This window comes from Jannaschia faecimaris (genome assembly GCF_900107415.1).
In the GTDB taxonomy this organism is placed as follows: Bacteria; Pseudomonadota; Alphaproteobacteria; order Rhodobacterales; family Rhodobacteraceae; genus Jannaschia; species Jannaschia faecimaris.
Window position 1 is genome coordinate 40,509 of record NZ_FNPX01000006.1, and the last position, 23,311, is coordinate 63,819.

19 protein-coding genes are annotated in these 23,311 nt (G+C 64.6%); 6 read left to right on the forward strand and 13 right to left on the reverse strand.

What is annotated here, in order from left to right:
- The 4 genes from BLV27_RS08685 to BLV27_RS08700 all read right to left on the reverse strand — a co-directional run bounded on the left by BLV27_RS08685 (position 1) and on the right by BLV27_RS08700 (position 3,921).
- Positions 1-813, reverse strand: coding sequence for a DUF2927 domain-containing protein (locus BLV27_RS08685; protein WP_244504595.1), 813 nt, complete (start codon positions 811-813; stop codon positions 1-3).
- Between the two features lie 143 nt (positions 814-956).
- Positions 957-2,150, reverse strand: a complete 1,194-nt coding sequence (locus BLV27_RS08690; protein WP_092644986.1) for a toxic anion resistance protein — start codon at positions 2,148-2,150, stop codon at positions 957-959.
- 3 nt (positions 2,151-2,153) lie between these two features.
- Positions 2,154-3,035 (reverse strand): 5-bromo-4-chloroindolyl phosphate hydrolysis family protein, encoded by an 882-nt coding sequence (locus tag BLV27_RS08695; RefSeq protein ID WP_092644988.1) that lies wholly within the window; start codon positions 3,033-3,035, stop codon positions 2,154-2,156.
- Positions 3,036-3,213: 178 nt separating this feature from the next.
- Entirely contained in the window at positions 3,214-3,921 is a 708-nt protein-coding gene (locus tag BLV27_RS08700) for a glutathione S-transferase N-terminal domain-containing protein (protein WP_092644990.1), read from the reverse strand.
- A 256-nt stretch (positions 3,922-4,177) separates the two neighbouring features.
- Between BLV27_RS08700 and metZ the strand changes: the two genes are divergently transcribed.
- The 5 genes from metZ (at position 4,178) to chrA (ending at position 9,016) form a co-directional block, all read left to right on the forward strand.
- Positions 4,178-5,371, forward strand: coding sequence for an O-succinylhomoserine sulfhydrylase (gene metZ, locus BLV27_RS08705; RefSeq protein ID WP_092644992.1), 1,194 nt, complete (start codon positions 4,178-4,180; stop codon positions 5,369-5,371).
- A 12-nt stretch (positions 5,372-5,383) separates the two neighbouring features.
- Positions 5,384-5,935: a GNAT family N-acetyltransferase gene (locus tag BLV27_RS08710; RefSeq protein WP_092644994.1), complete on the forward strand. Its 552-nt coding sequence runs from the start codon at positions 5,384-5,386 to the stop codon at positions 5,933-5,935.
- Positions 5,936-5,977: 42 nt separating this feature from the next.
- Positions 5,978-7,018 carry a GTP cyclohydrolase FolE2 gene (gene folE2 / locus BLV27_RS08715; protein ID WP_092644996.1) on the forward strand — a complete coding sequence of 347 codons (1,041 nt, stop codon included), beginning with the start codon at positions 5,978-5,980 and terminating at the stop codon, positions 7,016-7,018.
- A gap of 115 nt (positions 7,019-7,133) precedes the next feature.
- Positions 7,134-7,787: a rhodanese-like domain-containing protein gene (locus tag BLV27_RS08720; RefSeq protein ID WP_092644998.1), complete on the forward strand. Its 654-nt coding sequence runs from the start codon at positions 7,134-7,136 to the stop codon at positions 7,785-7,787.
- Positions 7,784-9,016, forward strand: a complete 1,233-nt coding sequence (gene chrA / locus BLV27_RS08725; protein ID WP_092645000.1) for a chromate efflux transporter — start codon at positions 7,784-7,786, stop codon at positions 9,014-9,016. The genes BLV27_RS08720 and chrA overlap by 4 nt, the downstream gene beginning before the upstream one ends.
- Here the strand turns inward: chrA and glmM are convergent.
- The 8 genes from glmM to BLV27_RS08765 all read right to left on the reverse strand — a co-directional run bounded on the left by glmM (position 9,013) and on the right by BLV27_RS08765 (position 19,892).
- Positions 9,013-10,356, reverse strand: a complete 1,344-nt coding sequence (glmM, locus tag BLV27_RS08730; protein WP_092645002.1) for a phosphoglucosamine mutase — start codon at positions 10,354-10,356, stop codon at positions 9,013-9,015. The genes chrA and glmM overlap by 4 nt on opposite strands.
- Positions 10,337-11,329: a dihydropteroate synthase gene (folP, locus tag BLV27_RS08735; RefSeq protein ID WP_092645004.1), complete on the reverse strand. Its 993-nt coding sequence runs from the start codon at positions 11,327-11,329 to the stop codon at positions 10,337-10,339. The genes glmM and folP overlap by 20 nt, the downstream gene beginning before the upstream one ends.
- Positions 11,329-12,246 carry a dihydroneopterin aldolase gene (locus BLV27_RS08740; protein ID WP_092645006.1) on the reverse strand — a complete coding sequence of 306 codons (918 nt, stop codon included), beginning with the start codon at positions 12,244-12,246 and terminating at the stop codon, positions 11,329-11,331. Before BLV27_RS08740 ends, folP begins: the two co-directional genes overlap by 1 nt.
- Positions 12,247-12,327: 81 nt before the next feature.
- On the reverse strand, positions 12,328-13,026 hold the full coding sequence (locus BLV27_RS08745; RefSeq protein WP_244504596.1) for a cell wall hydrolase: 699 nt from the start codon (positions 13,024-13,026) through the stop codon (positions 12,328-12,330).
- Between the two features lie 205 nt (positions 13,027-13,231).
- On the reverse strand, positions 13,232-15,763 hold the full coding sequence (locus BLV27_RS08750) for a putative PEP-binding protein (protein WP_092645008.1): 2,532 nt from the start codon (positions 15,761-15,763) through the stop codon (positions 13,232-13,234).
- Between the two features lie 193 nt (positions 15,764-15,956).
- Positions 15,957-18,230 carry a glycine--tRNA ligase subunit beta gene (gene glyS, locus BLV27_RS08755; RefSeq protein WP_092645267.1) on the reverse strand — a complete coding sequence of 758 codons (2,274 nt, stop codon included), beginning with the start codon at positions 18,228-18,230 and terminating at the stop codon, positions 15,957-15,959.
- Positions 18,230-18,769: a DUF6446 family protein gene (locus tag BLV27_RS08760; RefSeq protein ID WP_244504597.1), complete on the reverse strand. Its 540-nt coding sequence runs from the start codon at positions 18,767-18,769 to the stop codon at positions 18,230-18,232. Before BLV27_RS08760 ends, glyS begins: the two co-directional genes overlap by 1 nt.
- Before the next feature lie 175 nt (positions 18,770-18,944).
- On the reverse strand, positions 18,945-19,892 hold the full coding sequence (locus BLV27_RS08765; protein WP_092645010.1) for a glycine--tRNA ligase subunit alpha: 948 nt from the start codon (positions 19,890-19,892) through the stop codon (positions 18,945-18,947).
- 169 nt (positions 19,893-20,061) lie between these two features.
- Between BLV27_RS08765 and BLV27_RS08770 the strand changes: the two genes are divergently transcribed.
- Positions 20,062-21,837, forward strand: coding sequence for a serine protease (locus BLV27_RS08770; RefSeq protein WP_211605498.1), 1,776 nt, complete (start codon positions 20,062-20,064; stop codon positions 21,835-21,837).
- A gap of 18 nt (positions 21,838-21,855) precedes the next feature.
- Here the strand turns inward: BLV27_RS08770 and BLV27_RS08775 are convergent, their stop codons facing one another.
- The gene (locus tag BLV27_RS08775; protein ID WP_092645014.1) at positions 21,856-23,304 is read right to left on the reverse strand and encodes a TrkH family potassium uptake protein; all 1,449 of its coding nucleotides are present in this window, start codon (positions 23,302-23,304) and stop codon (positions 21,856-21,858) included.
- Positions 23,305-23,311: the final 7 nt, after the last annotated feature.

Genomic DNA, 23,311 nt, shown 5'->3' on the forward strand with positions numbered 1-23,311 from the left:
TCAAACCGGCCCCGATCCTCGCAGCTCGCCCGCGATACGGGCGACGATCGGGCGCGCTTCCTCGGCGGACATGCCCACGCGCAGGCGGTGGTCGTAAAGCATACGCAGCAGAAGTTCGTCGTGGCGCGTCAGCAGGGCGAACTCCTCGTCGTCGTTGAAGATTGAGGGACGCACGTTCGGGTCGTCGTTTGCCAGGCCCATTCCTTGGGCGATTTCCTCATGGTAGCAGGATTGACGGAACAGATCTGGATGCTCGGCGCGCACGAAGGCGATAGCGGAGATATAGGCGTTCGGCTGGTCCGACGATGACGACGCATAGACCGCGCAATAGGTCGAACGGCTGAGCGAAGTGATCTCGCGCACGACCTGACTGGACAGACCCGGTTCCGCAGCCCGGATCTGCGGGCCGAGGCGGCGCTGCTCGTCCACAGTGGCGATGAAGATATGGTAGTTGCCGTTGGAGCCGACCACGCTCATCGGGTGCCCGGTCGCGCGGCGCAGGCGGCTGACATAGGCGAGGATGCGCAGCCGATCGGCCCGCTTCATCGTATCGGGGACCGCGGGGCCGAAATGAAGCTGTATCCGCACCGGACGCTCCCAGCGGCGCAGTTCAGCACGGCTTTGACGCGCGACATATCGCCCGCCAACCTGCGTATACTCCGAATAGAGCGCGATACGTTCGAAGTTGCGCGCCAGATCGGCGGCGGAATAGCTGACGTTTGACCCGATGTCCTGGCGCAACAGACCCTCAGCCTGCAGACGTGCCTGCAACCGGGCATAATACAAGGCAAGCGACCGGCTCTCGTCGGACATCGGTTCCCCCTGTTTCGCCACCGACAAGGCGGCGGGGGGCGGGGCGGCGGCCGATGACACGGGGACAGAGCCTTGCGATGCTGGCTGGCACGCGACAAGGAAGGTCCCGAGCAGGGCCGATGTGACGGAACGCAGCAGTCGCATCAATCGCGGGGAACCGATGTTCCGGCATTGGAGCCGACGCCGTCCTTGCGCGCCGTGGCTGATGCCAGTGTGGTTCGCAGTTCTTTTTCCATGTGTTCCAGTTCTTTTTCGGCCTCGGCGCGACGGGCCTTGCCCTCGTCGGCGATTTGCAGGCTCTCGTTTATGGTGGCGACAAGGTCCTCGTTGGCCTGTCGGACGGCTTCGATGTCAAAGACGCCGCGCTCCATCTCCTTGCGCACGATTGAATTCGCATCGCGCAGGTTCTTGGCGTTGGCGGTCAGCAATTCGTTGGTCAGATCGTTGGCATCGCGCACCGCCTCGGCGGCCTCGCGGGACCGCTGAATGGTCACGGCCTGCGCTAACTGCGTCTCCCAAAGCGGGACCGTGTTCACGAGGGTCGAATTGATCTTGGTGACGAGGCTCTTGTCATTCTCCTGCACCAGCCGGATGGAGGGCAGGGATTGCATCGTCACTTGGCGGGTCAACTTCAGGTCGTGGACCCGGCGCTCCAGATCGTCACGGGCGGCGCGCAGATCACGAAGTTCCTGGCTGCCGATCATCTTGTCAGCCTCGGGCAGGGCTTCCACCGTCTTTTCCTTGTCGGGGATCACAGTTGTGTCCAGTTCGGCCAGCTTGGCCTCTCCGGCAGAAATATAAAGGCCCAGCTCCTCGTAGAAATCGAGCGTCTTCTCGTAGAGCTTGTCCAGCGACTTGATGTCCTTGAGCAGCACATGCTCATGCTTGAGCAGGTCGTCGGTCACCTTGTCGATCTGTCCTTGCACGGTCTCGAACTTGGCGATGAAGTTCGAGAAAGGTGCGGCGCGGCCCAGCAGCTTTTCCCACCACGACCGCTTGCGGCGTACGTCCAGTTCGGAGACCGAGAACCCCCGGATGGTCGAGACGATATTGCGCAGCGAGTCGCCCGCTGGCCCGACGTCCTTGTTCTTCACGTCGGCCAGCATCGCCTGCGAAATCTGCTGCAACTCGGCCTGCGCGGAGGAGCCGAAGCTGATGATCGACTGGGTGTTGGTCATGTCCAACTCGTCCATGCGCTGTCGTATGGACGCCGCGACGGGCGCGTCTGCCTGTTCCAATGCCACGATCTGGGTGCCCGGCTCAGGCAGGTTGACGGCGGCGATCCGATCGACCTCCGCGGTTTCTGCGGCGGCCTTCTGGCGTGTTGCGGTGTCCATGATTTACTCTCCCGTTGACAGGCCGTCTGCTTTGAGACGATCCCGCAGAACTTCGATTTCGACGTCCAGATCTGTTCGATCCGATACAAGCAGCGTCTCGCGCTTGGCATCGAATCCCCGCTCCAGATCGTCGATCAGTTTGAAATAGTCGGCTTTCACGGCCGGGTCGCGGTTGGCCGCATACAGGTCTGCAAACTTCACCGTCGCATCGCGCGCGCCCATGAGATAGACCCCCAGGAACTTGCGCGCCGAGCTGAGGTCGCGCGGGTCATCCTCGACCGTGCGGAACATGGCGCGGGCCTTGCCGGACAGGGCTTCGACGCGGGTCAACGCCTCGCGGTCCCGGGCGCGCAACACGGCGTCGTTCATCGCGGACAGGTGTTTCTCGGCTTCCTCGATCGACCGGGCGACGCGTTCGGTCTGGAAGGCGTCGATCCCCTCCATTCCCTTGTCCGACATCGGGTCCAGACCGAAGGACGCGATGTGCAGCGCGGCGGCGACCAAGCCATAGATCGCACCCGCAGGTCCGATTCCGGCAGCCAGCATCACACCCACGCCGACGACGATCGCACCGAAGATCTTGCGTGGGATGGCGGGGCGGCGCGCGATGCGACGCTCGGCCCAGGCAGCTTCCGCTTTCAGGCCTTCACGCGTCAGGAGCGCGCCGGAAAAGATTGCGGCCCCGGCCGCGATGCCGCCCGCCAACCCAAGAGCGCCGTCCGAAAAGAACGAGGCGAAAACGGGGATGACGGCCAGCGCCATCAGGATGGTCGTGCGCGCCTGTCCCCTGAGCGGTGATTTTAACTGCGCGGGCGGGGGCGTACCCTTGCCCGGCACAGCCGACTTGCCTTGGGGGCTGAACTCTCCGCCGAACCGTTGTCCCATTGGTCAGAGCCCCCCGCCGGACAGAACGCCCAGACCGGCCAGCGTCACAAGCACGGCCAACGCCGCAAAGGCGGTTTTCTGTAATCCCGGTGAGCCCACGTGCCCGTCTCCCATTCCCTCGATTGCATCCTATGACATATATGGATCGACTCGCCAGCCTCGGTGGCGAATTCTCGCTTCACGTCTTCGTCTTGAAGAGCATGTTCTGCGCGTCCTTGTCCTTGCGGAAATCCCCCCGCAGGTCGGCCCGAAGCGCGCGTCCCGCTTGAACCCCCTGCCGTGCGCCCACCTCGTCCAGCCACCGGGCCAGGTTGGGTTTGTCATCAAGCGTCTGCTCCTGCCCCTCCCATAACGAGACCCAGCCCCAAAGGCTCATGTCGGCGATGGAGTAGAAATCGCCCGCAACGTAGCGGTTGTGGGCCAGTTGCCGGTCCAGCACGCCGTAAAGTCGCGCGACTTCGTTGCGGTACCGATCCTTGGCATAAGGCAGGTCGTTGGGCGGATCCATCGCGGGCGCATATTTCAGGAAGTGATGTGCTTGGCCGGCCATGGGACCGACGCCGCCCATCTGCCACATCAGCCATTGGTCGACCGCAATACGCTCCCGCTCGGTACTGCCGTAGAACCGACCGGTCTTGCGCGCGAGGTATTGCAGGATCGCGCCGCTTTCGAAGATGGCGATGGGCGCGCCATCAGGGCCGTCAGGGTCAACGATGGCGGGCATGCGGTTGTTGGGGCTTATCGCCAGGAAGTCAGGCTTGAACTGGTCGCCCGCGCCGATATCCACCAGGTGCAGAGTGTACGGCAGGTCAAATTCGTGCAGCGCGATGGAAACTTTCCAACCGTTCGGCGTCGGCCAGAAATACAGGTCGATTGGCTGGGTCATTGGAGCCTCCGGAGATTGGTCGCCGCCACCCTTTGCCACAGATCCGCGCAATGCAAGGTATCACCGGATCAGGTTGCCCCTTCGGCTCAGCTTGACCCGGCAATGCCCGCGCGCTAGGCGATCAGCGAGGGGATTTGAACCAGCTTGCGGCCCTCGGAGACACCGGTCTCGAAATTCCGCTAAAGAGGTCCGGGGCATTCGCTGTCCTCCTCCGATTATCTGGTGCCACGTCCATGCCCCCCTGAAGGAGGCCGCCATGAAAGACACGCCGTCCAAGCCCCGCAAACCGCGCACCAATGCCGTGCACGCTGGAATTCGCCGCAGTCAGTTCGGTGAGGTTTCGGAGGCAATGTTCCTCACGCAGGGGTTCGTCTATCCCACCGCCGAGGACGCGGAGGAGCGCTTCCTCAACTCCTCGCGCGAGAATTTCATCTATGCCCGCTACGGCAATCCGACGGTCGCGATGTTCGAAGATCGCATTGCCGCACTCGAAGGGACGGAAGACGCCTTCGCCTGCGCGTCCGGCATGGCGGCGGTGAACGGTACCATGATGTCGATTCTGAAGGCGGGAGATCACGTTGTCGCCGCCCGTGCGCTGTTCGGGTCCTGCCTTTATATCCTGGAGGAGATCCTGCCGCGTTTCGGGGTCGAGGTGACGTTGATCGACGGGACGGACCTTGAGGCATGGAAAGCGGCTCTGCGCCCTGACACACGCGTCGCGTTCTTCGAGACGATTTCCAACCCGACGCTGGAGGTCATCGACATCGCGGGCGTCGCAGATCTGGCCCATGCGGTCGGCGCGGTGGTGGTGGTCGATAACGTCTTTGCCACGCCGACGTATTCACGCGCATTGGAGTTAGGTGCGGACGTCATCGTCTATTCGACGACCAAGCACATCGACGGACAGGGCCGCTGTCTGGGCGGCGTGATCTGCGGCAAGCAGGAGTTCGTGCGTGGCACCGCCGAACCCTATCTCAAGCATACCGGCGGCAGCATGTCGCCCTTTAACGCCTGGGTAATGCTCAAGGGGTTGGAGCACCTGGACCTGCGCGTCCGTGCGCAGACCGATACGGCGACAAAAGTGGCCGCCGCGCTGGACGGGCACCCGAAACTGGTCCGGGTCCTTTACCCGCATGACCGGAGCCATCCGCAGTACGACCTCGCCATCCGGCAGATGGAGGCGGGCGGCACTGTCCTCTCCTTCGACATCAAGGGCGGCAAGGACGCGGCGTACAGATTCCTCAATGCGCTTGAGATCATCATCATCTCCAACAATCTGGGTGACGCCAAGACGATCGCGACACCGCCCTATACCACCACGCACCAACGCCTGCCCGAAGACCGGAAGGCCGCTCTGGGCATCACGCCCGGCCTGATCCGTTTGTCCTGCGGACTGGAAGATACGGGCGACCTGATCGACGACATTCTGAACGCACTCGACGCGGCCTGACGGAGCAGTGCGATGACGCGCCAGTTGCGCCGTGGGCGGTCGGAAGACCTTCCCGTCCTGATCGAAGTCTTCTGGCGCGGCGTCCACGAGGGGGCCGCGCCGCGCTACTCCGACGAGCAACGTCAGGCTTGGCTGCCTGTTCGACCCGAGATCGAAGCCTTTGCCGCGCATCTGGCAAATCAGATCGTCTTCGCCGCCGAGGAGGGTGGCATCGTTACCGGTTTCATGACCATGACGCCCGAGGGGTATCTGGACCTTGCCTATGTCTTGCCGGAGGCGCGCGGGACGGGCACCGCCGATGCCCTTCTGGCAATGATCGTGAACCACGCGGTGGCGCGGGGTCTGTCGGCTCTGACCACACGTGCAAGCGACATGGCGCGGCCATTCTTCATTCGGCATGGGTGGCAGGTACTGGCTGCGGCCCCTCAGATACGTGCTGCTGTCACCATCCCGGCGACCGACATGAAACTTCCGCTTGTCGCATCAGTTTCGTCGCTTCGGACTGATCCCGACGGGGCGATGACACGTAAGTATGGTAAACACACTTGCCATCGGCGGGATTAACCCCACCTTTGGCTCCCGAGCGAGAACCGAAGGGAGGGGCGCATGAACGTCCACACACCGGATATTGAACGCCAACCAACCGAAGCCGAAGCGCAGGAGGCGCTTTCGCTTCTCAGGCGCTATGCCGACAGCGCGCCCGATGCGGCGGCTACACTCTATCCCGATCTCTCGGTGACTTACCCAGATCACGTCTCGGACGAAGCCTATCGTGCAACGCTGCCCGATTTGCAGAACGGCCCGGCCAGCCTGATCAAGGGGGCCGACCGTCACATTCAGCACGTCGGCATCTCGAATTTCCGCCTGCCGATGCAGGTGGCGACGCGCAATGCGCCCCACCTGGCCGAGGTGTCGGTGACTGGCACCGTAAGCCTGGACGCGGGAAAGAAGGGCATCAACATGTCCCGGATCATGCGCAGCTTTTACAATCATGCGGAGGCCTGTGTCGGCTTCGAAGTGGTGGATGCGGCGCTGGACGATTACCTGGCCGACCTGGAAAGTTTCGATGCGCGCCTGCTGCTGACTTTCGCGCTGCCGCTCAGGGTGGAAAGCCTGCGGTCGGGCCTGTCCGGCTGGCAATATTACGACGTCTCGATGGAAGTGATCCAGACAGGCCGGGCGCGCCGCCGGGTGTTGCACCTCGACTACGTCTATTCCTCGACCTGCCCGTGTTCCCTCGAACTGTCGGAACACGCCCGGCGCACGCGCGGGCAAATGGCGACGCCCCACTCGCAACGCTCGGTCGCGCGCCTCTCGGTCGAGGTGACGGGCGGCATCGTGGTCGAGGACATCATCGAGATGTGCCGCCGCGCCGTCCCAACCGAAACGCAGGTCATGGTCAAACGCGAGGATGAGCAAGCCTTTGCGGAGCTCAATGCGGCGAACCCGATCTTCGTCGAAGACGCCGCGCGCCTGTTCGCCGAGGGCCTTGAGGCGCTGGAGGGCGTGGCCGACTTCCGCGTCGTTGCAAGCCACCAGGAAAGCCTGCACAGCCATGACGCCGTTTCAGTCTTGACCCACGGGGGGCTTTTCGCAGCCGAGACTCTGGAGCCGCGCCTGTTCGGCACGCTGATCCACGCGGGCTAGGTCTTTTCAAGGCGCGCGACCTCTGCCAAAGTTATTGCAGGGGTCGCGCACACCCCGTTTCAGGCATCATGCCCAAGTCGCGCATCCTTGAAGCCGTTTACTCGGAGGATGCCCCTTGGCTCACCTGTTTACCTCGCCCGAAATCCTTTTCCCGGCCCTCACTTCGCCGGACGCGCCCGCGATCCTCGACGTCCGGACCGAGGAGGATGCCTGCGCCGATCCCACGCGCCTTCCGACTGCCCGCCGCCTGACACTGGCGGAGATCGAGGAGGGTGCGGGGCCCGGTGGTCCCTGCGTCGTCTATTGCCAGAAGGGCGGCAAGATCAGTCAGTTGGCCGCCGCCCTGTTGCGGGCGCGCGGCAAGGAGGCCTGCGTTCTCACGGGAGGGCACCTGGCTTGGATTGCTGCAAATTTATCCACCGTCACTCTGGACCTGCCCACCCGCTGGGTCATGTCGCTGGATCCGACGTTATCGGAGGTCGCGGCGCTCTGGCTGTTGCGCCGTTTGATCGACCCCAGCTCGCAGGCTCTTGCCGTCGCGCGCGGACAGATCGAGGCGGCCTGCAGCACCTGGCAGGCTGAAGCCCTGCCGCAGGATGCCGAAACGCTCGCTGCTTCCCTGGAGTTATCGCACCCTGTCGTTGCGCAATTGATTTTCGACAACGCACTCGGGGCCGAGCGCGTCCTGCGAGGACGGCTTGCACGTACCGGCAACCCTGAGGCGGCGCTCGATCTGATCGACGATCTGCTGGCCGGAGCACGCAAATGATCCGTCCCGACTGGTCCGAGATGATCCGCGTTTTCGGGCGGATCGGTTTGCTGTCCTTCGGCGGCCCGGCGGCGCAGATCGCCCTGATGCACCGCGAGTTGGTCGAGGAGCGCCCTTGGATCGACGAAGACACCTATCTGCGCGGTTTGGGTTTCTGCACCCTTCTGCCGGGACCGGAGGCGATGCAGCTGGCGACGTTCGCTGGCTGGCGGCTGCGGGGCACGGCAGGGGGCCTGCTGGCGGGCCTGTTGTTCGTTGTGCCCGGTGCGCTGGTGATGATGCTGCTGGCAGCGCTTTACCTCTCCTTCGGTCGCCTGCCGCTGGTCGAAGCGGCGTTTCTCGGTGTCAAGGCGGCGGCACTGGCCATTGTCGCGGCGGCCTTGTGGAAGCTGAGAGCCAAAGCGCTCAAGGGTCCAGTCGCATTGGCTGTCGCAGTGCTGGCCTTCGTGGCCCTGTTCATCTTCGCGGTGCCGTTCTGGATTGTGTTGTTGGCCGCGCTGCTGCTGGGGGCTGCGCGCGGGGCGCGCGGGTCGAAGTCGCCTGCGATCCGTCCGCCGGCGCGGACGCTGCGCACAGTGGCGGTCTGGCTGGCGATCTGGTGGGTTCCCTTGCTGGCGTTGCTTGCCTTCGCGCCGGCGTCCACCCCGGCCAAGGCGGGGCTGTTCTTTAGCTGGCTTGCCACGGTCAGCTTTGGTGGGGCCTACGCTGTGCTTGCCGCGTTGGCGCAGACGGCGGTGGAAACCCACGATTGGTTGACCCCTGAGCAGATGGTCGATGGCTTTGGCCTGGCAGAGACCACGCCCGGTCCCCTGATCCTCGTGACCGTCTTCACCGGGTGGCTGGGCGGCGCGCAAGGTGGCGTCTGGATGGCCATCGCGACGGCGCTGGTCACGCTTTGGGCGACCTTCGTGCCGTGCTTTCTGTGGATCTTCGCCGGGGCTCCGCACTTGGAAAGAGTAACGACCAATCCCCGGATGCGCGGCGCGCTCGACATGGTGTCGGCGGCGGTTGCGGGCGTCATCGCGAACTTGTCCGTATGGTTCGCGGTGCATGTTCTGTTCGGCCGGGTCGCGTTCGGCGCGCCGCCCTTGCCCGACCCCACCTCACTGGACGTGCGCGCGCTGGGTCTTGCTGTCTTCGCCTTTGGTTGGCTGCTGGTCCTCAAACGCGGACTCCTGGAAACGCTGGCCCTGGCCGCGCTTGGCGGGGCTGCGTTGCATTTCGTCTAGGCGGCACCCCGCACCGCGTCGGAGACCGTGTCGACCACCCGGTCGAGCAGGGCACCGTCTTCGCATTCTGCCATCACGCGGATCAGTGGCTCCGTGCCCGACGCCCGTATCAGCAGGCGCCCTGTTCCCTCCAACTGCAATTCCGCTTCGCGTATGGCCTTCAGAACGCTTGGGGCGTCCAGCGGTGCTGCCCCGGCGGCAAATTTCACGTTTTCCAAACGCTGCGGCACGGGGGCGAAACTGTGCATCAGGTCGGCGGCGGGTTTGCCTGTGCGCTCCATCTCGGCCAGGAATTGCAATCCCGCGATCAACCCGTCGCCGGTCGTCGCATAGTCGGTCATGACGATATGGCCCGACTGTTCTCCGCCCAGGTTGAAGCCGCCGGCGCGCATCGCCTCGACCACGTGGCGGTCGCCGACCTTGGTGCGACGCAGGGCAAGCCCTTGATCGGCTAGGTATCGCTCTAACCCCAGGTTCGACATGACGGTTGCCACCAGGGTGCCGCCCTTCAGCCGTCCCTCCTCGGCCCAGCGGGCGGCGAACAAGGCCATAAGCTGATCGCCGTCGGCCACGCGGCCTTGCGCATCAAGGATCATCACCCGGTCGGCGTCGCCGTCCAGCGCGATGCCGACGTCCGCGCCATGCGCCACGACGGCCTGCGCGCAAGTGTCGGTGTGGGTAGACCCGCAATTTGCATTGATGTTGCGCCCGTTCGGGGCGACCCCGACGGGAATTACCGTGGCCCCCAGCTCCGACAGAACGTCAGGTGCCGCGCGATAGGCTGCGCCGTTGGCGCAATCGATGACGACCTTTAGCCCCTCCAGCGACATGCCGGGCGGAATCGTCGTCTTGGCGTACTCGACATAGCGCCCGCGTCCGTCGTCAATCCGCTTGGCGCGCCCGATGTTCGGGGCTTCGGCAAGGCGCACGCCTTCGGTGACCATACGTTCGATCTCGGCCTCGGCCTCGTCGGATAATTTAAAGCCATCAGGTCCGAAAAACTTGATCCCGTTATCGTCCGCCGGATTATGACTGGCTGAGATCATCACTCCCAGATCCGCCCGCATCGATCGCGCCAGCAATCCCACGGCGGGTGTTGGCACGGGCCCGAGCAGCAGCACGTTCATCCCGGTCGAGGTCAAACCGGCCGTCAGCGCGTTTTCCAGCATGTAGCCCGATTGCCGCGTGTCCTTGCCGATCACGACACGGTGCGCGGCCGACCCGCTGCCTTCGCGCCGGAAATACCGACCAGCGGCCGCACCGAGGCGCAGCGCCATCTCGGCGGTCATGTTGCCCGCGTTCGCGCGCCCGCGCACGCCGTCAGTTCCAAACAGGGCCATCGGATCCTCCCGTTTCGCACCACAGCGCCAGTCCTTGCGCGATCTGGTCCGCGTCGTGGACCCGGTGCATTTGCACGCCTTGTGCCACAGCGGCCAGCGTGACCGCCAGTGTGCCCGGCATCCGGTCGGCGGCCTTTGGCGCGCCGCCCAGGGTTCCAATGAATTTCTTGCGCGACGCCCCCAGCAGGATCGGCAAGCCCAATCCGTGAAAAAGGCCGATCCGACGCAGCAGATCGAGGTTGTGTGCCATCGTCTTGCCAAAGCCGATGCCCGGATCGACCATGATGCGCGAACGGGGAATGCCCGCCGCCTCCGCCGCGGCAATGCGCGCGGCAAGGGCGTCATAAACGTCCAGCGCGACATCGGCATATCGCGGATCATTCTGCATTGTTTCCGGTGCACCCTGCGTGTGCATAAGGCACACCGGGACCTGCGCCTGTGCAACAGTCGCAGCCATCGCCGGATCGAACGTCATGGCCGAGACATCGTTGACCAGTGAGGCCCCAGCGTCCAGCGCGGCCTTCGCTACCGCCGCCTTGCGCGTGTCGATGGAGAGGGGGCGGCCGCGCAACACATCGATCACGGGGAGGATGCGGGCGATTTCTTCTGCAGTTTCGACCTCAAGGGCACCAGGGCGCGTGCTTTCGCCGCCCACGTCCACGATGTCGGCGCGGGCCATCGCGGCGGCGTGCTCCGTCGCCGCGTCGGGGAGCAGAAAGCGGCCCCCGTCCGAAAAACTGTCGGGTGTCACGTTCAAGATGCCCATTATCGATGGGCGGTCCATTGCGATCCCGGCAACGGGGGAGCGCGGCGTGATCAACCTCGCAAGATCGTCCGGGGGAATGTCGGCGACGGGAACGACCAGCGGCGCGCGGTCCCGTTCCAGCACCTCGACGGCGTCAAAACGCATCCAGCCACCTGCAAGGCGCGGACCGGTCGCATGCAGGTGGGGCAGGGGCCGCAGGTAGCGCATCAAATCGCGGCCAGGGTTTTCGCCTGTCGCATGTCCGCACCCGCCGGGAAGGGCGTCACCAACTCCACCGCGTTAAAAGTCGCGGCGAACCACCGGGCCAGATCGAGCGGCTCGGTCCCGTCCGGCGCATGGGTTGCATCCAGGATCAGGCGGGCCGGGGCCCAGACTGTCAGCCCCGCATGGCGCATCGACCAGTCGAGTTCCGTCCGGCTGTCGACCACGACACAGCGCCTGTCCTGCGCGGCCAACCGCCAAGCGGCCTGTTCCAGCGCCAGAAGTTCAATTCGGCGCGCGGCCATCGGATGATTGGCCGACGGCGGGGTGAAGTCGGGCGTGGCGATCAGGACGGCGGGTACCGGATCGGCGTCCAGCCGATCCAGAAGCGCGGGCAAATCATCGTCGTCTTGCGCGCCCGCGGGCAACAGGATCACGCGCGGGCGCGGTGCGTCGTGGGCAAGTTGCACCGCCGGAGCCTGCGTGCGCGACCGCACTATCTCGACGCCCAGGACGTGTGGACCACGATCCAACTTTTCGATCCGAACGAAAACGCGGGCGGCGCGGTCGTTCAAAAGCACACGGGAGGCCAAGCGTTCGGCCAGCGTTTCGAGTAGGTTCAGGCGTTCGGCCTCCAACTCGATGTCGATCGCATCGATCAGCGTGTCATAGCTCAAGATGCCATCGACGTCGTCGCTGACCACGGCATCGGTATCGGGAATAACCTCGGTCACGATATCGAAGCGCACCCGTTGCAGCACACCGCGTTCCTGCTGAAAGGCCCCTATCTCGACGTCTCGGATATGCTCCCGCAACGAAATCCGGTCGAGCGGCAGGCCCGTGGCGCGCGCGCGATCCAGAGGCGCGGCAAACGCGAGGCGCAGGTCGTCCTGTCCGGGGCGGGCTTGAGCGTGGCTGGGCATGGGCGTATCTTGACGGTGGTGGCAATTCCCCCACAGACCACGACGGCGCTCGCGGGAAAACCCCCGGCGCGACGTTTCTGATCAGGCGTCCGGTATCTGACGATAGAACAGATGCCGTCCGACCTGCGCGGTCTTCGGATAGACGCGTGCCCAATTCGGGTTGACGTAGTCTGCATGGTAATGCGTGGCCGCACCTGTCAAGCGGCGCGGAGCCCCGTCGATCAGCCGACGCGCGATTTTTCCCGCGACGTCCCAAGCGGCGGGTTCGGTTACCCGTTCAGGCGTGCCGTCGCAGGTATAGCTGAACTGGCAGGCATGCAGCCGCCCCGTGCCCTGATTGACGACGTCGCAGACGGTATCGGGGTAGTTTTCGGCGTCGACCCGATTGAGAATGACCTCGGCGACGGCTGCCTGTCCCGTCACCGGCTCGCCACGCGCCTCGAAATAGATCGCTTCGGTCAGGCACCGCCATTGCGTGTTGCCTGTCGCGCGGGGGGCTGCGGCGATTGCAGTATCGTTGAAGATGGCTGGCCCCCGGGCGTAATCGCGAGATCGCGGTTGGCCCTGCTGCGACAGGGGGCGCGCGGCGACGACCATTGCACCGTTCGGATTGCCATTGATCAACCGGTCCGACCGGTCAAATGCCATTGTCCCGTCTTCCACACGCAGCGCCAGAGATTGCGCCGTGGCAGGGATGGCGGGCACCAGAAACAGCAAGGCCAACAGGGTTAAATGGACGAGGATGGATCCAATCGTCGTCCGTTCCAAACTGAACGTCATAAACACACCTTCACATCGCTACTTTTGGCGGGTCTACATCCCCAACCTTAGATAACGGTAAACGCCGGCGATTCGCCTGCATCCGCCAAGATCGAACGCCTATTGCGGGAAGTGCACCCTGGGGGCAATGCGGTCAAAACCGCGCAGGCATGGAATTTGCGTCGAATCGCGCGGTAAATCGCCTGTCTCAGGACGAAATCGACCGTTATTTCGTTCTTGGCTGGCCCAAAAGGGTCGCCTGCGCAGCGGCCAACTTGGCGACGGGCACCCGAAACGGGGAGCAGCTGACGTAATCGAATCCTGCCAACCGGCAGAAGGCGATGGCTTCGGGACTGCCGCCGTGTTCACCGCAAAGTGCCAAAGTCACGTCGGGTCGCGCCTTTCTACCGCGCGAGGCTCCCAGCAGGAGGAGCTCTCCCACGCCGTCGACGTCAAGCGTTCCGAATGGATCCTCGGGGTAGACGCCTTCATTGACGTAGGCCGACATAAACCGCCCCGCATCGTCGCGCGACAGACCATATGTCATCTGCGTCAGATCGTTCGTTCCGAAGCTGAGAAAGGCGGCGGTTTCGGCAATTTCACCCGCACGCAGGGCCGCGCGGGGCGTCTCCACCATGACGCCCAAGCGGTACTCGAAGGTGCTGTCCGTCTCTGCGCGGACGGCTCCGGCGATGGCGTCGATCCGGCGCTTGACCAACTCGACCTCTCGCCGCGCGGTGACCAGCGGGATCATGATCTCCGGGCACACTTCCGCGCCGTCGGCGCGGGCCGCGACCGTGGCTTCAAAGATGGCACGGGCCTGCATCTCGTAGATCTCTGGCACAGCGATCCCGAGGCGCACACCGCGCATCCCCAGCATTGGATTGTATTCCTGCATCGACTCGATGCGTGCCTTGACCTCCGAAAGCGGCCTATCCAACGCTTCGGCCAACGCGCGGATTCCTTCGGTCTGGGAGGGCAGGAATTCGTGCAGCGGCGGGTCAAGCAGGCGGATGCAGACCGGCAGGCCGGACATCAACTTGAAAAGCTCCGTGAAGTCATCGCGCTGCATCGGCAACAGACGTTCCAGGGCGGCGGCGCGATCCGGCGGTGTCTCGGCAAAGATCATCTCGCGCATGACGGTCAGGCGGCTTCCGTCGAAGAACATATGCTCGGTCCGGCACAACCCGATGCCGTCAACGCCAAAGGTGCGCGACAGGGTCGCGTCGGCGACCGTATCCGCGTTTGCCCGAATGCCGATGTCGCGCACATCGTCGGACCATTTCATAAGGTCTCCAAACGCACCGTCCAGCGCTGGTTCGCTGGTGGGCACGCGTCCGGCAAGGACTTCCCCGGTCGAGCCGTCGATCGTCACTTCGTCGCCTTCGCGCAGCCGCGTGCCGTTGGCCAGCGTGATGCAGCGCTTCTTCTCGTCCACGGTCAGGCCCGTCGCACCAGTCACGCAAGGCAGGCCGAGGCCGCGTGCGATGACGGCGGCATGGCTGGTGGTGCCGCCGCGTTCGGTCAGCACGCCGTCGGCGGCGTGCATGCCGCGCACGTCGTCCGGCGTCGTCTCGCGGCGCACGAGGATGCAAGGCTCATCCCGTGACAGGCTGGCCTGGGCTGTCGCGCTGTCGAACACCAGCTTGCCGGCGGCGGCACCGGGAGATGCGGCGATGCCGCGGGCCAGGACGGTCGCACGCGCGGATGGATCGATCTGACGGTGGAGCAGGCGCGAAAGCGTCTCGGGCGCGATCCGCAGCAGCGCTTCGGAGCGCGGGATGATCCCGTCGCGGGCCAGAGCGGCGGCGGTGGCGACGCTGGCGCGGGCATCGCGTGGGCAGCGTACTGCATCGAGGACGGCCAGGCGGCCTTGGTCGATCGTGAATTCGACCTGCATTTCCTCGCGCAGCCGGATGCGGCAGCGCGCGCCCACCTCCAGAAGTTCAGCGTAGACCTCGGGCAGCAATTCCTCGAGCGAGGGGCCTCGATCGTCGCGTGTCAGGTAGATCGCGTTCTCGCGGTTGCGCAGGGCGTCGCGCCCCATGGCCTGTCCCATGTAGCGGCCTGTGACCTGCGGCTCGCCGGTGGTTGGGCTGATGAATTGAACGACGCCGGCACCGGACTGCCCCGGACCCATGCCTTGCGCCATGCGCTGAACCACGAGGCCCAGTCCGGCATCGGCAGGTGCCCCCTTGGCCTGGCGCAGCAGGCGGGCGGAGGTGCCGTCCCAGGCGCGCGCCATGCTTTGCAGAACCACGGACAATTGCGCGGCGATGTCCTGCGGGAAGGGGGCGTCCATTTCCTCCTCGTAGACGGCTCGGGCGGCCGCGGGCGTGGTCGCCTCGTCGAAGGGTTCTTCGTCCAACCGCATGACTTCAATGGAAAAAGAGCGGATGAAGCGCAGGTATATCTCATCCGCGACGCAGTCCCCAAGGGTGTTGGAAAGCCAGGCGTGCGCCTTGTCGTTCATGCCAATGTTCAGCACCGCGCCGGGCCCGCCCCAATCGGGCGTCTGGCTGGACGACCGGACCGACAGGAGCAGGGGCTGACCCTCGAACAGGCCGATCAGGTGGTTGAGGTCGGGCATCTTGCCGCCAGCGATGGCGCGCACCGTGTTGAACGGGATCGCGACGGTCTGCGGGACTGACAAGTCCATGCGAACTAGGCGTTGCAGACATTTCGCACGACTGCCGTGCCGCTCGGCCGAGATGTCGGCCGTCGGGGTGATGGGCGTGAAACCGGGTGTGTCCAGCATGGCTCGACCCTCGTCATTGTGCATATGCAGCATAGCGCATTTTGCGCTGCGGCAAAGGCACATTTACAATGTTGAGACTACGGCATCATTTCTGTCAGGCCAGCCTGTCGGTTAGCGCTAATCCCAAGTTGTTGCAGGTCTGCACGACGTATGCGGAGCGGGTGATACGCGGGTGATCTGCGTCCGACGCGATTTACGAACCGATTCGCCCAAGATCTGCGATCTGTGCGCACAGGCGCACAATTTCGGAAAGCAGGTTGAGGCGGTTGCGGCGGACGATCTCGCTCTCGGCGTTGACCTGCACGGCTTCAAAGAAGGCGTCGATGGGCGCGCGAAGATGGGCCAGCGCGGACATGGCGGCGGGATAATCCTCGGACGCGAGGGCGGCCTCGATGGCGGGCTTGGCGGGGGTCAGGGCGTCGAACAAGGCGCGCTCCTCCTCCGTCTCGGCCAGCTTGGGGTCGCCGCCATAGCTGTACTCGACGCCATCCTTCTCCTCGGCCTGATCGAGGATGTTCTTCGCCCGCTTGTACCCCTGCAACAGGTTCTCCCCGTCCTCGGTGGCAAGGAACGCGTTCAGCGCGCGGGCACGGGCGGTGACATTGGCCAGGTCGTCCGTCCGGTCGCCGGTCAGGCAGGCGTCGATGACGTCGTGGCGGATGCCCTCGGACTTGAGGTGCTGCTTGAGGCGGTCGTGGAAGAAGGCGAGGAGGTCGGTGGAAGCGCTCTCTGCAAGCCCAGCATTGCGCACGCCATCTTTGTATTGCGCGTCTAAAGCTGCATGAGAACTAACCAATGCCGTTACGTTGGCATCGGCAGAATCTATTAAGACCTCTCTTTGAGGATGTGCTGTCGGCAATCTCTCACATAAGCGGAGCTCGGTCTTTGCTTCTTCTATCTTGTTGGCAGATATCAGCAGGCTGAGAGACCTGTCGGTCTGTTGTATCGAGAATATCCAGTCGCGGAGTTTGTTATAGAGCGGAAGCTCCATATCGGCAGACAACACCAAACGAATGACACCCAACGCCGCCCGCCGCAGCGCATAGGGGTCCTTGCTTCCGGTCGGCTTCTCGTCGATGGCCCAGAACCCGGCCAGCGTGTCCAGCTTGTCGGCCAGCGCCACAGCGACCGAAACGGGCGCGGTGGGCACATCATCCGACGGCCCCAGCGGCGAATAATGCTCCTGCGCGGCGAGCGCCACGGCGGGATCTTCGCCGGCGGCTTCGGCGTAGTAGCGGCCCATCAGGCCCTGCAATTCGGGGAATTCGTAGACCATTTCGGACGACAGATCTGCCTTGGCCAGACGGGCGGCGCGTACGGCCAGTTCGGGGTCTGCCCCGACGGCGGGGGCCAATTCGTGGGCGAGGGCCGCGATGCGGTCGATCCGTTCGGATTGCCAGCCCAGTTTGGCATGGAAGGTGACGTTGGAGAGGGCCTCGGTCCATGTCTCCATGCCCGACTTTGCCACGCGCAGGTCGTTTTCCCAGAAGAACTTGGCATCGGCCAGACGGGCGGACAGCACGCGGTTGTTGCCGTCCAGGATGGTCGCGCCGTCGTCCGCCGTCTCGCGGTTGGCGACGGTGACGAAGCGGACGATCTTGCCGGATGTGTCGCGGACGGAGAAGAACTTCTGATGCTCTTTCATCGAGGTCTGAAGCACCTCGGGCGGCAGGTCGAGGAAGGCGTCGCCGATCTTGCCCATCAGCACGACGGGCCATTCGACAAGGCCCGCGACTTCGGCCAAAAGGCCGGCGTCTTCAACGACTTCCAGGCCCGCGGCGAAGGCCTGATTGGTGGCGTCCTGCCAGATGTGATCGGCGCGTTCCTCGGACGACAGCACCACCTTGGCGCGTTTCAGCTTGGCTTCGTAATCGTCGAAGGAGGTGACGGCAAAGCGGCCCGGAGCCATGAAGCGGTGACCCTCGGTCGTGTCGCCCGCGACGATGCCGTCGATGTCGAGCGGCACGACCTCGGCCCCGTCCTCGCGCGTCAGGATGCAGAGGATTGACCGCAACGGGCGCACCCAGCGCAGCGAACCGTTGCCCCAGCGCATGGATTTGGGCCAGGGGAAGTTGCGGATGGCATGTTCCAGCACTTCGGCCACGATGGCGGCGGCGGGGCGGCCCCGATGGGTGATCTTTGCGACGTAGACCTGGCCCTTCTTGTCGTCGGCGACGGTAAGCTGGTCGCGTGTCAGCCCGGTGGAGCGTAGAAAACCCTCCAACGCCTTTTCGGGGGCGTCGACGCGGGGGCCTTTCCGTTCCTCGGTGGTGGTGGGGCTGGCGTCGGTCAGGCCGTGCAGGGCCAGGGTCAAGCGGCGGGGCGTGCAATGGGCGACAGCCCCGGCGTAGGTCAGCCCGGCCTCCACCACGCCGTCGGTGACGAGCTTTTTCAGGTCTTCGGCAGCGCGGCGTTGCATCCGCGCGGGGATCTCTTCCGAAAAGAGTTCAATCAACAGGTCGGGCATCATAGGCTTCCCTCGATCAGAGGTTCAAAATTGGTCCTGTCGGGGCAGGCTTCGCCGACAGCGGTGCCGTCGTAGGCTTTCTTGCCGCAGTCGTTCAACTCGTGCCAGGCGAAGCCCCGGCCATCGTCGGTCAGGGCCACGATGCGATCGACCCCGAAGGCCGCGTTCTTGTAGGCGATGAAGGCGCTGGCGGTGCCGTCGTCGATCAGGTCGCCCACGGTTTCGGCGTCGAAGCAGTCGAACCAGGGGGGCGCAATCGTGGGCGCGGGGGCGATGGCGGGACGCGGGGCGATTTCGTCGGTCAGGGCGGCAAGGTCCAGATCGTGGGCAAAACACGCGCGGAAGCCCAGCGGGGAGGAATTGGAGGCGATGGCCTGCACATCGGTCGCGGGGATGGTCGTCAGGCCGCTGTCGGAGGTCAGCGTCAGGGTCACCGGCCCTTCGATCACGGCATAATAGCCGCGCGTCTGCGCATACCAGAGGCCCGCGCCCATCGCGATGGCGGCACCGAGGATCAGGATGACTGCGAATTTGCTCACGGTGGCCCCGGCTGCGTTAGGTTTCGGGGCGGGTTACACCGCGCCCCGCGCAGGGGCAACCGCGACCGGGGCGCGAGGGACGGGGCAGGGCGAAGGGCCATTGGCCGCCCGAACGGATTACAAACGACGACAGAGGGCGTTGATGGTGATGGCAGCGCGCCCGCGCGTCAGGCGGTCAGGCGGCGTCGCCCGGTGCGTCGGGGGTCCAGCCGCCGGCTTCGGTCTGGATGAAGGCATCGGCGCAGGCCTTGGCGAGTGTGCGCACGCGCCCGATGTAGGCCTGCCGTTCGGTCACCGAGATCACGCCGCGCGCGTCCAGCAGGTTGAAGATATGGCTGGCCTTGATGCACTGGTCATAGGCCGGGTGGGCCATGACGATACGCTTGCCGGTCTTCGGATCCTGCGCGGGGCGCGACAGGATTTCGGCGCAGTGGGCCTCGGCCTCCTCGAAATGGCGCAGCAGGATGGCGGTGTCGGCGGTGTCGAAGTTCCAGCGGGCGTATTCTTCCTCGGTCTGCTTGAAGATGTCGCCATAGCTCAGCGGGATGGGCGAGTTCGGGTCGTTGAACGGCATGTCCATGACGTGATCCGCGCCCAGAACGTACATCGCCAGACGCTCCAACCCGTAGGTCAATTCACCGGATACCGGATGGCAATCGTGGCCGCCGACCTGTTGGAAATAGGTGAACTGCGACACCTCCATGCCGTCGCACCAGACTTCCCAACCCAGTCCCCAAGCCCCCAGCGTCGGGGATTCCCAGTCGTCCTCCACGAAGCGTATGTCGTGCAGTTCGGCGTCGATGCCGATGGCCTGAAGTGAGCCGAGATAAAGCTCCTGAAGGTCGGGCGGACTGGGTTTGATCAGCACTTGGTACTGGTAATAATGCTGGAGCCGGTTCGGGTTCTCGCCGTAGCGGCCGTCGGTCGGTCGGCGCGACGGCTGCACGTAGGCGGCGGACCAGGGTTTTGACCCCAGTGACCGTAAAGTCGTCGCCGGATGGAACGTTCCCGCGCCCACTTCCATGTCGTAGGGTTGCAGGATCGCGCAGCCCTTGGTTGCCCAATAGGTCTGGAGCCTTAGAATGATTTCCTGAAAGCTGCGGGGCGCATCGGGATGGGGCATGGCTAAAACCTCGGGCGTCACATGGGTGTCACGGTCGCAACCGCGTCTATGCGGCAACACTTGGGCCGTCAACGCGCGGAGGCATTCCGCCCCGCCCGGCACCGGCCTTAACTTTTCGCGCCTAATCAGTGAGGAAAAGATCATCAACTTCCCCGAGCCGAGAGAATCGATGCGTATTTTCCTGTTGATCTGCGTATTTTCCATTTTTGCCGGCCTGACGAGCAGACCGGCAGAGGCGCAGGATGTGGCCTATGTCCAGATCGAGGCGCACCCGAATCTGGGCGAGGCGAGGTCGCGGGCGCGGGCCTACGGCTCCATCGTGACGGACATCAATGGCTTTGCCTTGGGTGGGCGGTGGTACGCGATCACGCTGGGACCTTATGATGCCGCGACGGCAACCGAGACATTGCGCCGGCTGCGCGCTGAAGGATTGATCCCGCGCGACAGCTATGTCTCTGACGGCAGCAATTATCGTGACCGGTTCTGGCCCTTGGGTGCGGGCGCGATTGCCGTCCCGGTGGCCCCCACGCCCGACACGGTGCCCGACGCAGCACAGGCCCCGGGCGGGAGTACGTCTGACCAGAGCGCGGAGATCGTTGCGCCGGAACCCGTGGCCGTTCCAGAAGAAACCCGACGGCAGGCCCGGCGATCAGAGCAGTTGCTGAGCCGCGAGGCGCGGATGGAATTGCAGCGCGCGCTGCAATGGTTCGGGTTCTACACCGCAGCCATCGACGGCAGTTACGGGCCGGGTACGCGCAATTCGATGGCCGCTTGGCAGGCGGCGGCGGGCGTGGCGGATGTGACAGGTGTTCTGACCACCCGTCAGCGCGCGCGCCTGTTGGCAGAATATGCCACATCGCAGGCGGAGTTGGGCCTGGAGTCGGTGGACGTCGCCGAGGCGGGCCTATCACTGACCGCGCCGCTGGGCCTGGTCGCGTTTGACCGGATCGAGGCCCCATTCGTGCATTACCAGCCGCAGGATGACAGCGGGGTGCGCCTGTCGCTGATCTCGCAGGGGGGGGATGAGGCGGCGCTGAACGGGCTCTTTGAGATATTGCAGACATTGGAAATCGTGCCGCCCGAGGGCGAGCGCAGCAAAACCCGTGACGCATTCCGCATCATCGGGATCGAACCTGACCGAACCACGCAGGTCTTTGCCAAGCGCGAAGCCGGGCACATCTTCGGGTATATCCTGTCATGGCCCGAAGCGCAGGATGCCCTTGCCGCACGGGCCTTGCCCGAGATGGACCGGACACTGATGTCGTCTGGGCCCCCACTGCCGCCCGATGCGGGGTTCGTGCCGTCGGAACAAAGTTTCGACATGGTGTCGGGGCTTGAGGTGCGGCGTCCGTTGCGCGCGGCCTCGGGGTTTTTCGTTGACACGGAGGGCACGGTGGTGACCGCTGCCGAAACGATTGCCGGGTGCGGCCGCGTGACGCTGAACCGGTTGCACGACGCGGAAGTGGCGTTGACGCAGGATGGTGTTGCCGTGCTGCGCCCGCTGACGGGACTGGCCCCGGTTGAAGTTGCGGCGCTGGCCCCGACGGACGGTCGGCTGCGGTCGCCGGTGTCGGTCGGCGGCTTTCCGTTCGGCGGCGTGCTCGGGGCGGCGACCCTGTCATTCGGGACGCTTGAGGATGTGCGGGACCTGGAGGGTGACACGGGTGTGCTCCGCCTTTCGCTGATGGTGCGGGACGGCGATGTGGGCGGCCCGGTGCTGGACCGGTCGGGTCGGGTGGCGGGGATGCTGCTGCCTGCTTCGGGGAATGCGTCGCGGGCGTTGCCCGCTGACGTGACCTTTGCCGCCAAGGCCCGGACGCTGGGTGAGGTTCTGTCGGCGGCAGGCGTCACCGCGCGGACGTCGGAGGAGACCGTCGCGCTTGCCCCGGAAGACCTGGCGGCGCGGGCCGTTGGCATGACAGTCCTGGTCAGCTGCTGGGACTGACGGGCAGCGGTTGGCAAGTCAGGCCTGCCAGAACCGCCGGGTGAACAGGACGTAGACGACCACCAGCTCCAGCCGCCCGATCAGCATCGCGGCCGACAGGAGCCATTTGGCGGTATCGTTCAGCGACCCGAAGTTGCCCGCCGGGCCTATGGTGTCGCCCAGACCGGGACCGACATTGGCGACGGCGGTTGCGGCCCCGGAAATGCTGGTCACCATGTCGAGCCCGGTCAGCGCCAGCGCCACCGCAAAGACCCCCATCGTGACGATGAACAGCACGAAGAACGCCATCACCGAAGACAGCACGTCATCGGTCACGGTGCGTCCATCATAGCGGGGGCGAAAAATGCCGTGCGGCGAATGGATGCGCTGCAGCTGCGCTTTCACCGCGGCGAACAGAATCTGGTAGCGAAAGATCTTGACCGAGCAGGAGGTCGACCCGGCGCAGCCACCGATAAGGCCGCAGAAAAAGAAGATCGTGATGATGAACCCGCCCCAAGTCATGTAATCGACCGAAGCGTAGCCGGTGCCTGTCATGATGGACGTGATGTTGAAGAGCGCCTCCCGCACAGCTTTCTCCGCCGCGTATCCATCGGCCATGACCAGAAATCCGCCGACCAGGCATACCAGGACAACGACGGTGCCGAAAAAGGCCCGGACCTGGCTGTCGTGGAACAGGGGCCGGCTGCTTCCGTTGAGAAGCTGGACATAGAGTACGAAGGGGAGTGCCGCCGCCAACATGAAGACCGTCGCGATGTATTCGTGGGTGCCCTTGAACGTGCCGAAGCTGGCGTCGTAGTTGGCAAACCCACCCGTCGATACCGTGGTCATCGCGTGGACGATAGCGTCGAAAGTGCTCATCCCGGCGGCGGCGTAGGCCAGCGCACAGGCGACAGTGATGCCGATGTAGATCGTGGAGATCTGGGCCGAAATCTCGGCCGCGCGGGGCAGGACCTTGCCCATGGTATCGAAGGCTTCGGATTTGAAGATCTGCATGCCGCCGACGCGAAGTTCGGGCAGGAAGACCATCGCCATGACGATCACCCCGATGCCGCCGAACCATTGCAGCAGGCCGCGCCACAGCAACAGCCCCGGCGGCAGGTTGTCCAATCCTGAGATCACGGTCGAGCCGGTCGTGGTGAGGCCCGACATCGCCTCGAAAAAGGCATCGGTATAGTTGAGGGATGATGCCCCGATGAACAGCGGCAGGGCGGCAAAGATCGGCAGCGCAACCCACACCCCGGAGGTCATCAGGAAGGTCTGTTGCAGGCTGAGCCGGTCGCGCACCGCGTTCGAACAGGCCAGCGACAGGCACATGCCGACGAGGCCGGTGATCATTCCCGATTCCAGGAAGACGGGCCAGTGCCCGTTGCCCGCGATCAGGTCGGTCAGCATCGGCAGCATCATCGCCCCGCTCAGGGTCATGAGCAGAAGGCCGATCACATATCCGACGGGGCGCACATCCAGCATTGGATCG